Raw genomic sequence first — 14,056 nt, forward strand, 5'->3', positions numbered from 1 at the left:
GCCCGGACGCCGCAAGTTCACCGGCTCACAAGGGGATTGGGCAGCAGCGCCCACAAGTCCCCGTCGACACCGGGTGACATGCGCATCAGCGTCAGCGCCTTCACCGGCAACGGCTCCTCGCACAGCGCCACCAGGTCCGGGGAGGGCGGCAGTTCGCGCACGGCCGTCTCCAGCGCCGCACCCAGCGCCGCCGCCGATCCCGCCGTCCCGGCGAGCGCGCCCGCCACCAGCGAGCCGAACAGCTTGCGGCGCAGGGCCGCCGGGTCGTCGGTGAGCATCCGGGCGGGCAGGTCCGGGACCGCGACGCCGTGCCGGGCGAGACGCGCGGGGCTGACCCGGATGTCGGCCAGGTCGCGGTAGACCAGCCGCAGCGGCTCGCCCGACGCCGACAGCACCACGAGCAGGTTCTGGCCGTGCGCCTCCAGGGCCGCGCCCAGCTCCAGCAGCCCCAGGCCCACCGTCAGGGCGAGGCGCGCGAAGCCGGCCAGCCACGCGGGGGACCGGGGCAGCCCGGTGGTCGCCAGCGCCGCCACCGGGACGACGTGCTCGCCGGGCGCCGCGCGGACGCCGGGCGACTCGCGCAGGACGGCGGCCAGATCGGGGGAGTGCGCGGTGGCCGCGCCCAGCGTACGGGTGACGTGCAGCAGCCCGTCCGTGCGCGCCGCCAGTTCCCGCCCGAGCGCCGACAGGGTGTCCGACGCGGCGATCGAGGCGACGGAGATGTCCCGCACCGAGGACGTCAGCCGCGCGCCGAGCGCCGTCTTCACATGCGGCCCGCCGGGCACGGCGAGGGTGCGCAGCGACATCAGCGGATGCGCGGCCAGCATCCGGTCGTACGACCGCTTCAGCACGTGCGCCGCCTGCCAGGGATGGACCGGCAGCAGCAGCCGCTCCCCGTCCCGCAGCTCCCGCGGCCACCGCCCCGTCACCAGACACGCGGACGCCGGGACCGGCACCAGGCCCAGCTCCACGACCGGCCCGTGCTCGGGACCGTAGGCGAACTGCTCGGCCACCGAGAAACCCGGCCGTGCACGGCAGTTGGGATGGAAGGGGTGCCCGTCGGTCACCCGCTGCTCCCAGCCCCAGTCACTGTCGGGCCACTCGTCCGGGTGATTTCCCGGACCCGTCCGCGACAGCGCCAGCGACGCGACGCTGTGCCCGAGTTCGGCGGCGAACCCCGCGGAGTGCGGCACGGCGAGGTCCGCCATCAGCCGCGCCGGATCGCCGTACGGCGCCGCGCCGAGCCGTACGCCCGTGACGTACGCGTCCGTGCGGTACGGGTCGGCGGCCGGACCGTGCAGCCGGCGTCCGTCCGCGAGGCGCAGCACGAGGCCGTCGGACACCGGTTCCCGGCCGGTGATCCACGGCAGCGGCTCGTGCGCGAGGGCGCGCCACAGCCGGGTCAGCACGGCCGCGCGGGCGCCGGGCAGCGCGGCCGCGTACCGGGCGAGCAGGCCGGGACGCACGGCGGCCAGTTCGTCGGCGACCTCGGCCTCGGCGGTGGCGGCAGGGTGCACGGTCGGGCTCCTCGGGTACGGGAATCGGGAACGGGTCGGGCACGAGCAGGGCGTCACGGCGAAGGGACCGTGGCAGACATACTGATCGTCTCCGCCCTTTCAGACCGTAGGGAACGAGTGGAACGCGTGGATCTCCTGCCCCCGCCCGCCGAGTCCGACGCCGCTTCCCCGGCCGGCCTCGCGGCCCGTGCCGACGCCTACGCGGCGGTGCCGCTGCTCAACTGCCTGCTGCGGGAGGTGGCCGAACCGCGGCCCGCCCCCGGCGACCGCCCGGTGTACCGGCTGCCCGACGGCAGGCTGCTGCGGGTCCGAGGCGGCCGGCGCCCCACCGAGCCGGAGCTGTACGCGAGGGGCGCCTGGCACCGCGTCGGCCACGCCGAGCTGGTGAAACTCGTCGCCGAGGAGCTGCGCCTCCACACCGGCCTGCCCAACCACGAACTGCCCGCCGAGATGACCGACAGCCGCGACGCGGTGGCCGCGCTGCTCGCGGCACGCGCCCGGGCCGCCCCGCCCGGCGACCCGTACCTGCTCTCCGAGCAGTCCTTGCTCACCGGCCACACCCACCACCCCGCGCCCAAGGCGCGCGGCGGCGGCCCGCAGGCCGGCTGGCTGCCCTACGCGCCGGAGGCGCACGCCCGGTTCCCGCTGACGCTGCTCGCCGTGCGCGCCGACACCGTCGTCGAGGAGGGCGGCACCGGCGCCCTGGACGCCCTGGGCGAGGCCCCGCCCGGCTACCGGCTGCTGCCCGCCCACCCGTGGCAGCTCGACCTGGCGGCACCGGCCCTCGCGCCCGCCTTCGCCGACGGACGGCTGATCCGGCTGGGCACGACCGCGTTCCCGGTGTGGCCCACGGCGGCGATCCGCACCGTGTACGCCCCCGAGTACCTTCCCGGGCGCGACCTGTTCCTGAAGTTCAGCCTCGACGTGCGCGTCACCAACGACATCCGCCGCCTGTGGCGCCACGACCTGCTGAAGCTGCGCCGCACCGACACGGCCGTCACGGAGGCGTTCGCCGCGATCGGCCCCCCGGCGGTCTGGCTCGCCGACCGCGGCTACCGCACCGCCGACTTCGCGTTCGAGGAGCTGGCCGTCGTCGTCCGCGACGGACTGCGCGGCCGGCTGCTGCCCGGCGCGACCCCGCTGCTCGCCGCCGCACTGGTGGAGGGCTTCCCCGGCAGTCCGCTCGCCGCGGCGCCGGACCCCGGGGCCTGGTGGGAGGCGTATCTGGACGCCGTCGTCCCGCCCGTCCTGAGCGCCTTCGCCGAGGACGGCGTGGTGCTGGAGGCGCACCTGCAGAACACGCTGATCGCCGTGGACGCGGACGGCATCCCGGTGCAGGCCCTGTTCCGGGACGCCGAGGGCGTCAAGCTGCTGCCGGACACGCCGCGCCCGGCCGGCTGGGAGCGGCTGGTGTACTGCCTGGTCGTCAACCACCTGCTCGAGGTGGCCGGGGCCCTCGGCGAACACCACCCCGGCTTCGACGCCTGGCCGGCCGTCCGCCGGGAACTGGCCCGGCACGCGCTGCCCGAGATCCCCGCCCTGCTGGCCGCGCCCACCCTGCCGGCCAAGACCAACCTGCTGCTGCGCTGGACCGGCGCGGACGGCGCCGCCGCCCGCTACCGCCCGCTGCGCAGCCCCTTGCCGGCCGGGACGTGAGTCCGCCGGCCGGCGGGGGACCGGTGGCTCAGACCGCCTGGGGCGCCGGTTCCACGGCCGTCACCGGCCGCAGCGCACCGGGCCAGGTCATCGCGGCGGAGCCCCAGGTCAGCCCGCCGCCGAAGGCCGTCAGCAGGACCCGGTCACCGGCCGTCAGCGTGCCCCGGGAGGCCGCCCAGCCGAGGGCGAGGGGAATGGACGCCGCGGCGGTGTTGCCCACCTCGCCCATGTGGCACACGACCCTCTCCGCGGGCAGCCCGAGGCGTCTGGCCACGGCGCGCAGGATCCGCGCGTTGGCCTGGTGACCGACGAAGGCGTCGACGTCCTGCGGGCGCCACCCCGCCTCCTCGGCCACCTCCCGGGCGGAGCGGGTCATCGTCGACACGGCGCGGGCGTACACCTCCTTGCCCTCCATCCGGAAGTAGGAGGGCGGGCCGTGCGGATCCGGGCGCGGTGCCCGGGAGCCCCCGCCCGGCACGGCGATCAGCCCCGCCTCGGTGCCGTCGCTGCCCAGACGGGTGTGGAGCACCGCGCCCGGCGTCCCGGCCTCTCCCCGCTCCAGCACCACCGCGCCCGCGCCGTCGCCGAAGAGCACCGCGGTGTTGCGGTCCGTGGGGTCGACGATGGTCGAGTACGTCTCGGCGCCGATGAGCAGCACCGACCCGTAGAGCCCCGACCGGATCAGCGCGGACGCCGTCTCCAGCCCGTAGACGAAGCCGGAGCACACCGCCGACAGGTCGAAGGCGGGCACCCCGGCGCACCCCAGGCGGGCGGCGACCTGCGGGGCGGTCGCCGGGCAGGGCTGGTCCGGGGTGGTCGTGGCCAGCAGCACCAGGTCGCAGGCGCGCCGCCCGGCCGACTCCAGCGCGGCCGCACCGGCGGCCGTGGCCAGGTCACCCGTGCTCACCCCGGGTTTCACCACATGACGCCGGCTGATGCCGGTGCGGCTGTGGATCCACTCGTGCGAGGTGTCCAGCGACCGGGACAGGTCGTCGTTGGACACCACGTCCGGGGGCAGACAGCTCCCGATGCCGGTCATCACCGCGCGGGCGTCGTCCATGTGGGGGGTCCTTCCCGGTCGGTGTCAGGCCAGGGCCGTGGCCAGGGCATCGGCGCCCAGCGCGTCACGTGGGCCGGCGGCGTGCCGCAGATGACGGTCGGCGAAGTCGCCGTGCGCGATGGGGGCGCGCACCAGCGCCTCGGGTACGTCGAGCAGCGCGAGCAGGTCCTCGGCGCCCAGTTCCGCGGCGCCCTCCCGCGTGCGCAGCCCGTCGGCCCGCAGCAGATCGTCCTGGTCCAGCACGCCCGCGCGCAGTCCCGTCACGCCGTGTTCGAGCAGGCAGCCGGCTGCGTAGTGCCGCAGCAGCCCCCGCCCGGCGGGCTCCGCGGCGCGGGTGGACCAGTGGCCGAGCGCCAGTGTCTGGTAGACGGCACGCGACCACGCGGTGCTGGCCGCACCCGGCCCCCCGGTCTCCACCTCGGTCAGCAGGACCTCGCAGAGCCGGCGCATCGCCGTGACGAGGGCACCGGTCTCCGGGTCGCTGCCGTCCACGGCGTCGCCGACCGCCTCGTCGAGGAGGCCGGCCAGCTCCGCGCGTTCACGCAGGGCGAACCGCGACGCCTGGTAGCCGAGGACGGTGTTGTCCCCGCCGAAGGTCACCGCGATCTCGTAGTCGTGCTGCATCGGCGAGATCTGGTTGAGGCGGTGGTACCCGAGCCCGCCGCACAGCTCCCGGGTGTCCGCGAGGGTGACCCGGGCGTCGCCCGTGCTGCCGGTCTTGGCGCAGGTGATCAGCGCGTGCAGCAGCCGGTCCTCGGCGGGGTGCCGGGCACCGGCGCGCCCGATGGCCCGCTCGACGAGGGCTTCCAGCGCGTGGTGGGCGGCCAGGGCGCGGCCGGCCGCGGTGCGCAGCCGCTGGCGGTAGTGCGCGTGACCGAGCAGCGGGGAGCCGAACGTCCGCTTGGCGGCGGCGAAACGGGTGGTGATGGCACAGGCCAGGCGCTGCGCCATGGCCGCTCCCATGCTGGGGAACAGCCGCTCGTGGGTGAAGGTGGCGAGGCACTCGTCGAACCGGCGGTAGCGCCGCACCGGGGAGTGGTACACGCCCTCCTCGTCGATGTGTGCCCAGCGGCCCATCAGGGCGTCCAGCGGCAGCACGCAGTGGTCGAAGCGGATGATGCCGGTCTGGTTGGCCTCGACGCCGCCCTTCGGTTCCGCGCCCCGGACGCTGATCCCCCGGTTCAGGCGGCCCGCCGTGCGCAGGGGTACCCGCAGCCAGTGATGGCCCTCGTCCCGGTCGCCGACGCGCAGCCGGCACAGCACCATGGCCACGTCCCCGGTGTAGAGGCTGTTGCCGATCCACACCTTGCTGTCCGCGGGGTCCGGTGTGTGCAGCACCAGTGAGCGGTCGGCGTGCCGGTAGGTGGCCGTGGTGCCGACGCGGGTCAGGTCGGACCCGGCGTGCAGCTCCGAGGAGGCGAAGCAGTAGACCTGCTCCATGGTGTCGATCTGCGGCGCGTAGCGCTCCAGTTGCCCGGCGGACGCGTGGCTGAGGCAGGCGTCCCCGGCGATCTGGTGGGAGACCAGGACGTTGAGCAGGGAGGCGTCGTAGGCCCCGATCCATCCCATCGCGCGCAGGAAGTCGGGGAACCCGGACGGCTCCCCGCGGCCCAGCCACAGGGAGTTGGCGGTGATGCCGGCCCGATTGATGCGCAGGGCGCGGCGCAGCGTGGTGACGCTGTAGTCGTACAGGCTCTGCCCTTCGGGCCGGATCTCGGCGAAGTCGGGCTCGGCCAGCAGCGTGGTCAGTGTGGCCACGCGCTCGTCGGTCATGGGTAAGTCCCCGTTGATCAGCGGCATCCGCTGCGGTCCTCCTGTGGTGAGCAGTGCGGCCTGATGTGCGTCTCGCCTCAACGTCCGAGGATCAGCGCGCAGTTGTGCCCGCCGAAGCCGAAGGAGTTGCTGAGGGCGTACGCGGAACGCTCTTCACGCGGCTCTCCCAGGACCACGTCGAGGCCGGCCAGTTCCGGATCGGTCCGCGTGGTGTGGGCCACGGGCGGCACCACGCCGTCGCGCAGGGTGCGCAGCGCCAGGACGGCCCCGATGGCCCCGGCCGCGCCGAGGGTGTGTCCGAGGACGCCCTTGGCGGCGGTGACGGAGGGGCCGTGCGGGAAGAGCCGCTTGATCAGCTCCCCCTCGATGCGGTCGTTCATCGGGGTCGAGGTGCCGTGGGCGCTGACGTGGCCGATCTCCTCCGCCTCCAGGCCGGCGTCGCGCAGGGCCTGCCGTACGGCGGCCTCCGCCTGGAGCCCGTCGGCGCGGGGGGCGACCAGGTGGTGGGCGTCCGTGGTGTAGCCGTAGCCGAGTACGCGGCCCAGTTCCCCGGCCCCGCGCCGCGCCGCGGTCCGAGGCCGTTCCATGACGACGGCGCCGGCGCCCTCGGAGATGACGAAACCGTCCCGGTCCGCCGCGAACGGGCGCGAGGCGGTCGGGTCGTCCCGCTTGGACAGCGCGCCCATCCGGGCGAAACCGCTGACGGTCACGGGCACGACACCGGCTTCCGTACCGCAGGCGACGACCACGTCGCAGGAACCGGCGCGCAGTAGATCGCGGGCGACGCCGATGGCGACCGCGCCCGAGGCGCACGCGGAGACGACCGTGTGGGACGGTCCGTTGATGCCGTAGCGCAGGGCGACCGCGCCCGCCGCCATGTTGGGCAGCGCGCGGGGGTGCAGGTACGGCGAGACGGCCTCGGCACCCCGTGCGGCGAAACGGTCCTGCGACTGGGCGAGCGTGCCGACGCCGCCGATCCCGGTGCCGATGACGAGGCCGACGCGGCTGCCGTCCCAGGTGTCCGGGTCGAGCCCGGACTGACGGATCGCCTCACCCACCGCGACGAGCGCGAAGCGGATGAAGGGATCCGTGTTCGCCGTTCCCCTGCCCGAGAGGACCTCGGACCCGAATTCCGGGACGCGCAGGCAGTAGGTGGCGCCGGTGCCTTCCAGCGCCTTGTCCCGGACCGCCGGCGACGTGGCCTTCAGGACCGACCGCCAGGTCTCCTCCACGCCGATCCCGGCGGGGGTGACCAGCCCGGTTCCCGTGACAGCGACCGGAAGGGCAGCCGTCATGACGAGCCCAGTCGGGTACCCACGAGGTCCACCAGTTCGCCGAAGGTCATCTCCTTCAGGGCGCTTTCCTCGTCACCCAGGTCGACGTCGTACTCCTCCTTGACCCGGGTGATGAACTCGACGATCGCCAGAGAGTCCAGTTCCAGATTGTCCAGGCGGGCGTCGGGCGTGATCTGCTCGGCGTCAACCTCCAGGTCGTCGACAAGTATGCCGTGGATCGTCGACTGAAGACCGTCATTCATTCAAAACACCCCTGAAAAGGCCGAAATTACAGGGGTCTGCGACCGTGACGACGATTGCATGATTGCTGTGCAGGACTCCTGCACTCCCCCCGTACTGTGATGGACAACACCCTGTTCCGCGCCCGATGGATCCCCCTTGACGGATGCCGAACAGTAGCTCCGGCATCTGCCGCACCCCTTGTTCGGGCGGCGCCCTGGGCCTTTCACGCTCAACCCGGGCGCAGGGCGCGACGGTCGGTGTCCGGAGCCGTCCAGGATTCTGTACCCGGATGGTGCCGCTGGTCAACGCCACTCTGAGGGCAGTTCGTTGAGGTGGCCATGCTAGTGTCCACTGACGCCCCGTCAGCGCCACAGGGCATGGACCGATTATCCGTGGCGCCGGCAACGAAGGCATTGTTATCTTGCAGATCGATGCGAGACCTCGAGAGCCCAGCGCGTCGGGGGAAACGTAACGGGGGGGATTCAGGGAACTGCCCCCTGCACACATGGGGGAGCGCAGGATGTTCACCGGATCGCCGTCTGCCCGTAATCCGCTGTCGGCAGCGCAGCAGCGCGTCTGGTTCGCTCAGAAACTCATTCCGGACAGCCCTCTCTACAACATCAGTGGATGTGTGGAAATTCACGGGCCGCTGGATGTGACGCAATTCGAGAGCGCACTCCGCCGGACCGTGGACGAGGCCCAGGCACTCCATGTGCGATTCGGCGAGAGAGACGGTGTCCCCTGGCAGTCCGTGACCGCTCCCGGCGACTGGCCCCTGGAGATCCGGGACCTGACCTCCTCGCCGGACGGCCGGGCGGAGGCCTTCGCCGCGATGGAGGACGACCTCGTCCACCCCTTCGACCTGTACGGCGGCCCGCTGTTCCTCCACAAGCTGTTCCGGATCGCCCCGGACCGCTTCCTGTGGTACATGAGGGTCCACCACATCGCTTGCGACGCCTACGGGTTCAACCTGGTCGTCCAGCGGGCCGCCGACCACTACTCGGCCCTGGCCGAGGGCCGCGAGGCCCCGCCCACCCCGTTCTCCCCGCTCGCCGACCTCCTCGCCGAGGACGCGCACTACACCGCCTCCGCGCGCGGCGGCAAGGACCGCGACTACTGGCTCGAACGCTTCGGCGACGCCCCGGAGCTGCTGAGCCTGCCCGACCGGCCCACCGGCCTGTGGTCCGAGGCGCACCGCGAGACCGCCCACCTGGACCCCGAGTTGTTCGCCACGGTCAAGCGCCTGGCCCAGGAGGCCGGGACGACCTGGCAGGTCACCCTGACCGCCGCTGCCGCCGCCTACCTCGGCCGTTTCTCCGACAGCGACGACCTGGTGCTCGGCTTCCCCGTCACCGGCCGCCTCACCCCGGTCACCCGGGCCACGCCCGGCATGGCCTCCAACGTGCTGCCCCTGCGGCTGCGGCTGGACCCGCGCCTGCCCTTCACCGAGCTCCAGCGGTACGTGGGGCGCGAGTTGCGCGCCCTGCTGCGGCACCAGCGGTACCGGGGCGAGGACCTGCGCAAGGACCTCGGGGCCGGCGCCCCGACCCGCCGCATGTTCGGCCCCGCCGTGAACTTCCTCCCGCTCCCCCAGGACCTGCGGTTCGGACCGTGCGCGGCCGACGCCCGCGGGGTGCCCAGCGGCCCGGTCGACGACCTCGTGATCGCCTTCGAGGGCGGGTCCGACGACGGTGGCGTCCGCGTGCTGCTCGCGGGCAACTCCGCCGCGTACGACGCCGCTGCCGTCGCCGACCACGGCCGGCGCTTCCCCGCCTTCCTGCGCGAGCTCCTCGCCGAACCCGCCCGCCCGGCAGGACTCACCGAGGTCCTCCTGCCCGACGAGCGGCGGCGCGTGCTGACCGAGTGGAACGGCGACGGTGCCGGTTTCGCGGCCGGCACGCTCCCGGAGTGGTTCGAGGACCAGGTCCGGCGCACGCCCGACGCGATCGCCGTGACCCACGGGGACACCCACCTGACCTACCGGGAGCTGAACCGGCGGGCGAACCGGCTGGCCCGCCGGCTCATCGCGGGCGGGGCCGGCCCCGAGCGGCTGGTCGGACTCGTCCTGCCGCGCTCGGCCGAGCTGGTGGTGGCGATCCTCGCGGTGCTGAAGACGGGGGCGGGCTATCTGCCGATCGACCCGCAGACCCCGGCCGCACGGGTCGAGGCCGTCCTCGCGGAGGCCGCGCCCGTGCTGGTCCTCGACACGGTGGAGGCCGTGCGGGACGAAGCGCCCCACGGCACCGACGCCTTCGACACCGACCCGTCCGACACCGACCGGATCGCGGCGCTCAACCCGGAGCAGGCCGCGTACGTGATCTTCACGTCCGGTTCTACGGGCAAGCCCAAGGGCGTCGTCGTCACCCACCGCAACGTCACGCGGCTCTTCTCCTCCACCGCCGAATCGTTCCGCTTCGGGACCGACGACGTGTGGACGCTCTTCCACTCCTACGCCTTCGACTTCTCCGTCTGGGAGCTGTGGGGCGCCCTCCTGCACGGCGGCCGGCTGGTCGTCGTCGACCACGCGGTCGCCCGCTCGCCCGAGGCGTTCCACACCCTGCTCGCCGAGGAGGGCGTCACCGTCCTCAACCAGACGCCCTCGGCCTTCTACCAGCTCAGCCAGGCCGACGCGCTGCGCCCGGAGACACGGCTCGCCCTGCGGCACGTGATCTTCGGCGGCGAGGCCCTCACCCCCGGCAAGCTCGGCGACTGGTACCAGCGGCACCCCGACGACCGACCGGCGCTCGTCAACATGTACGGCATCACCGAGACCACCGTGCACGTCACCCGGCACGCGCTCGGCCGCGAGGACGCCGCCGCCGACACCGGCAGCACCGTCGGCTCCCCCCTCCCCGACCTGAGGGCCTACGTGCTCGACGCGGCCCTGCGCCCCGTGCCGCCCGGCGTCACCGGCGAGCTGTACGTGGCCGGCGCCGGACTCTCCCGCGGCTACCTCAACCGGCCCGGGCTGACCGCGGGCCGGTTCGTGGCCTGTCCCTTCGGAGCCCCCGGCGCCCGGATGTACCGCACCGGCGACCTGGCACGCTGGACCCCCGACGGCGCGCTCGCCTACGAGGGCCGCATCGATCACCAGGTCAAGATCCGCGGCTTCCGCATCGAGCTGGGCGAGATCGAATCGGTGCTCTCCCGCCACCCCCGGGTCGCCCAGGCCGCCGTCGTCGTCCGCGAGGACGAGCCCGGCGACAAGCGGCTCGTGGCCTACGTGGTGCCGCGCGAGCCCGCCGCGGAGACCGGCGAACTGCGCTCCTACGCCGCCGAGTCGCTGCCCCCGTACATGGTGCCGTCGGCCGTGGTGGAACTCCCGTCGCTACCGCTCACCCCCAACGGCAAGCTGGACGGGCGCGCCCTGCCCGCCCCGGACTTCTCGGCGCTCGTGGCGGGGCGGGCACCGCGCACACCGCGCGAGGAGACCCTGTGCCGGCTGTTCGCCGAGGTCCTCGGCGTGGACCGCGTCGGTGTCGACGACGACTTCTTCGCCCTCGGCGGCCACTCACTGCTGGCCACCCGCCTCACCGTCCGGATCCGCGCCGAACTCGGCGCCGAAGTGCCCCTCGGCACGCTCTTCCAGTCCTCGACGGTCGCCGAACTCGCCGCCCGGCTCACGACCGACGGACCCGGGCGGCCCGAACTGCGCCGCGCCGAACGGCCGGAGGCGGTGCCCCTGTCCTTCGCCCAGCGGCGCCTGTGGTTCCTCAACCGCGTGGAAGGCGTCGGAGCGGCCTACAACATGCCGCTCACCCTGCGGATGACCGGTCGTCTGGACCACGCCGCGCTCCAGGCCGCGCTGGGCGACCTGGTCGCCCGCCACGAGTCGCTGCGCACGGTCTTCGCCGACGACGACGGCGAGCCGCGCCAGGTGGTCCTCGCCGCACCGGACGTACCGCTGCCGGTGACCGGCACCGACGAGGACGGGCTGCCGGACCTGCTGGCCGAGGCCGCCACCGCCGGCTTCGACCTGTCCCGGGAGATCCCGCTGCGGGCCGCGCTGTACCGGCTCGGCGCCGAGGAGCACGTCCTGCTGCTCGTCGTCCACCACATCGCCGGGGACGAGTGGTCCATGGGCCCGCTCACCCGCGACCTGGCCACCGCCTACCGGGCCCGCCTGGACGGCACCGAGCCGTACCCGGCCGAGCTGCCGGTGCAGTACGCCGACTACGCCCTGTGGCAGCGCGAACTGCTGGCCGGCGAGGACCGGCCCGGCACGCTCGCCCACGAACAGCTCGCCCACTGGCGCGAGACCCTGGCCGGCCTGCCCGACGAACTGGACCTGCCCACCGACCGGCCGCGTTCCGCGATGACCGGGCGCCGCGGCGCCGCGCTGCCCGTCGCGTTCGACGCCGCGCTGCACCGGAGCCTGCTGGCGCTGGCCGGAGAGCGCCGCGCCACCCTCTACATGGTGCTGCACGCCGCGCTCGCCGGGTTGCTGACCCGGCTCGGCGCCGGGGAGGACATCCCGATCGCGGGCCCGGTCGCCGGCCGCACCGACGAGGCACTCGACGACCTCGTCGGCTTCTTCGTCAACACCCTCGTGCTGCGCGCCGACACCTCCGGCAACCCCACGTTCGGCGAACTCGTCGACCGGGTGCGGGACGTGGACCTCGCCGCCTACGCCCACCAGGACCTGCCCTTCGAGCGGCTCGTGGAGGTCCTCAACCCCAGCCGGTCGGCCACCCGGTTGCCGCTCGCCCAGGTGCTGCTGGTCCTGCAGAACACCCCCGGCTACCAGGTGGAGCTGCCCGGCCTCGGCGTACGCCCGGGAGTGGTCCATCCCGGCGGCGCCAAGTTCGACCTCTCGCTCAGCCTCACCGAGACCACGGACGAGCAGGGTGCCCCCGCCGGCCTCGAGGGCTACGTCGAGTACGCCACCGACCTCTTCGACCGGGAGACCGTCCAGCGCATCGTCACCCGGCTGGAGCGGCTGCTGGCCGCCGTGGCCGCCGACCCGGGCCTGCACATCGGCGACGTCGAGCTGCTGAGCGGCGCCGAGCACCGCCTCCTCACCGACACCTGGAACGACACCCGCGAGGACGTCCCGCGGCAGACCGTGCCGGCGCTCTTCGAGGCCCAGGCCGCCCGCACCCCCGACGCGCCCGCCGTCCGGTACGCCGGCACCGAGCTGTCGTACGCCGAACTGAACCGGCGCGCCAACCGGCTGGCACGGCTGCTGGCCGAGCGGGGGATCGGGCCCGAGGACCGGGTCGCCCTCATGCTCCCGCGCTCGTTGGACCTCGTCGTGGCGGTCCTGGCCGTGCTCAAGGCGGGCGCCGCCTACCTCCCGGTCGACCCGGAGTACCCGGCCGAACGCATCGCCTACCTGCTCTCCGACGGCGCCCCGGCGCTGACCCTGGTGGCGAGCGGCCGCACCGGCGCACCGCCGGCCGGGACGGCCGTCCTGGACCTCGACTCCGCCGACCCCGGCCGCTTCCCCGACCACGACCTCACCGACGCCGAACGGCGCGCGCCCCTCACCCTCGCCCACGCCGCGTACGTCATCTACACCTCCGGGTCCACCGGCCGCCCCAAGGGGGTCACCGGGACCCACACCGGCGCGGCCAGCCTCCTCGCCGCGCAGCGCCGGCACCTGGACGTCGGCCCCGGCGACCGGGTCCTCCAGTTCGCCTCGCTCAGCTTCGACGCGGCCTTCTGGGAAGTCGTCATGGCGCTGCTGTCCGGCGCCTGCCTGGTCCTCGCCGACCCCGGCCGGCTGCGCCCGGGCGCCCCTCTCGCGCAGACCGCCGCCGAGCACGGGGTGACCCATCTGACCCTGCCGCCGACCGTCCTGGACGTGCAGGAGACGACCGACCTGCCCACCGTGCGCACGCTCGTCGTCGCGGGTGAGGCCTCCTCGGCGGACCTCGTGGCCCGCTGGTCGGAGGGCCGGCGGATGATCAACGCGTACGGACCCACCGAGACCACGGTGTGCGCCACGATGAGCACCCCGCTCAGCGGCGCCCACCGGCCCCCGATCGGCCTGCCGATCGCCAACGCGCGCGCCTACGTCCTCGACGGCCGGCTGCGCCCCGTCCCGGTCGGCGTGCCGGGCGAGCTGTACGTGGCGGGCGCCGGTGTGGCACGCGGATACCTGAACCGTCCCGGGCTGACCGCGGACCGCTTCCTGGCGTGCCCGTTCGGCGCGCCGGGCGAGCGCATGTACCGCACCGGCGACCTCGTGCGGCGACGGGCCGACGGCACGCTCGACTACCTGGGCCGGGCCGACGACCAGGTCAAGGTGCGCGGCCACCGGGTCGAGCTCGGCGAGATCGAGGCCGCGCTGACGGCGCAGCCGGAGGTCGCCCAGGCCGCCGTGGTGACCCGGGCGGACCGCCCCGGCCGGATCGTCGCCTACGTCGTCGCCTCCGACGCCGCGCAAACCCTCGGCGCGGAGCTGCGCGGCCGCCTCGCCGGCCGGCTCCCCTCCTACATGGTTCCGGCGGCTGTGGTGGTGTTGGCGGCGTTGCCGTTGACGCCGAACGGGAAGCTGGACCGGCGGGCGTTGCCCGAGCCGGTGTATG

At 74.2% G+C, this 14,056-nt stretch carries 7 protein-coding genes; 2 read left to right on the forward strand and 5 right to left on the reverse strand.

Annotated elements, in window-relative coordinates; genetic code table 11:
• Nucleotides 1-17: 17 nt before the first annotated feature.
• Complete coding sequence (locus tag ACH499_RS32005; protein ID WP_399020281.1) at nt 18-1,517, reverse strand: IucA/IucC family protein; 1,500 nt, start codon at nt 1,515-1,517, stop codon at nt 18-20.
• Between the two features lie 117 nt (nt 1,518-1,634).
• On the opposite strand from ACH499_RS32005, the gene ACH499_RS32010 reads away from it, so the two are divergent.
• A complete protein-coding gene (locus ACH499_RS32010; RefSeq protein WP_399020283.1) occupies nt 1,635-3,173 on the forward strand; it encodes an IucA/IucC family protein in 1,539 nt (512 codons plus the stop codon).
• A 28-nt stretch (nt 3,174-3,201) separates the two neighbouring features.
• Here ACH499_RS32010 and ACH499_RS32015 read toward each other — a convergent pair whose 3' ends face one another.
• The 4 genes from ACH499_RS32015 to ACH499_RS32030 form a co-directional block, all read right to left on the reverse strand.
• Nucleotides 3,202-4,233 carry a beta-ketoacyl-ACP synthase III gene (locus ACH499_RS32015; RefSeq protein WP_399020286.1) on the reverse strand — a complete coding sequence of 344 codons (1,032 nt, stop codon included), beginning with the start codon at nt 4,231-4,233 and terminating at the stop codon, nt 3,202-3,204.
• A 24-nt stretch (nt 4,234-4,257) separates the two neighbouring features.
• Nucleotides 4,258-6,006 carry an acyl-CoA dehydrogenase family protein gene (locus tag ACH499_RS32020; protein ID WP_399020287.1) on the reverse strand — a complete coding sequence of 583 codons (1,749 nt, stop codon included), beginning with the start codon at nt 6,004-6,006 and terminating at the stop codon, nt 4,258-4,260.
• Between the two features lie 77 nt (nt 6,007-6,083).
• A complete protein-coding gene (locus ACH499_RS32025; protein WP_356202171.1) occupies nt 6,084-7,301 on the reverse strand; it encodes a beta-ketoacyl-[acyl-carrier-protein] synthase family protein in 1,218 nt (405 codons plus the stop codon).
• Complete coding sequence (locus tag ACH499_RS32030; protein ID WP_356202169.1) at nt 7,298-7,543, reverse strand: phosphopantetheine-binding protein; 246 nt, start codon at nt 7,541-7,543, stop codon at nt 7,298-7,300. Before ACH499_RS32030 ends, ACH499_RS32025 begins: the two co-directional genes overlap by 4 nt.
• 500 nt (nt 7,544-8,043) lie before the next feature.
• Between ACH499_RS32030 and ACH499_RS32035 the strand changes: the two genes are divergently transcribed.
• A partial coding sequence (locus ACH499_RS32035; RefSeq protein ID WP_399020290.1) for an amino acid adenylation domain-containing protein occupies nt 8,044-14,056 on the forward strand: 6,013 nt, incomplete at its 3' end.

The organism is Streptomyces sp. NPDC018947 (assembly GCF_044390505.1).
Lineage (GTDB): Bacteria > Actinomycetota > Actinomycetes > Streptomycetales > Streptomycetaceae > Streptomyces.

Coding starts and splice junctions, on each gene's coding strand:
- ACH499_RS32015 (WP_399020286.1), bottom strand. CDS start 4,233: ATGGACGACGCCCGCGCGGTGATGACCGGCATCGGGAGCTGTCTGCCC.
- ACH499_RS32020 (WP_399020287.1), bottom strand. CDS start 6,006: ATGACCGACGAGCGCGTGGCCACACTGACCACGCTGCTGGCCGAGCCC.
- ACH499_RS32025 (WP_356202171.1), bottom strand. CDS start 7,301: ATGACGGCTGCCCTTCCGGTCGCTGTCACGGGAACCGGGCTGGTCACC.
- ACH499_RS32030 (WP_356202169.1), bottom strand. CDS start 7,543: ATGAATGACGGTCTTCAGTCGACGATCCACGGCATACTTGTCGACGAC.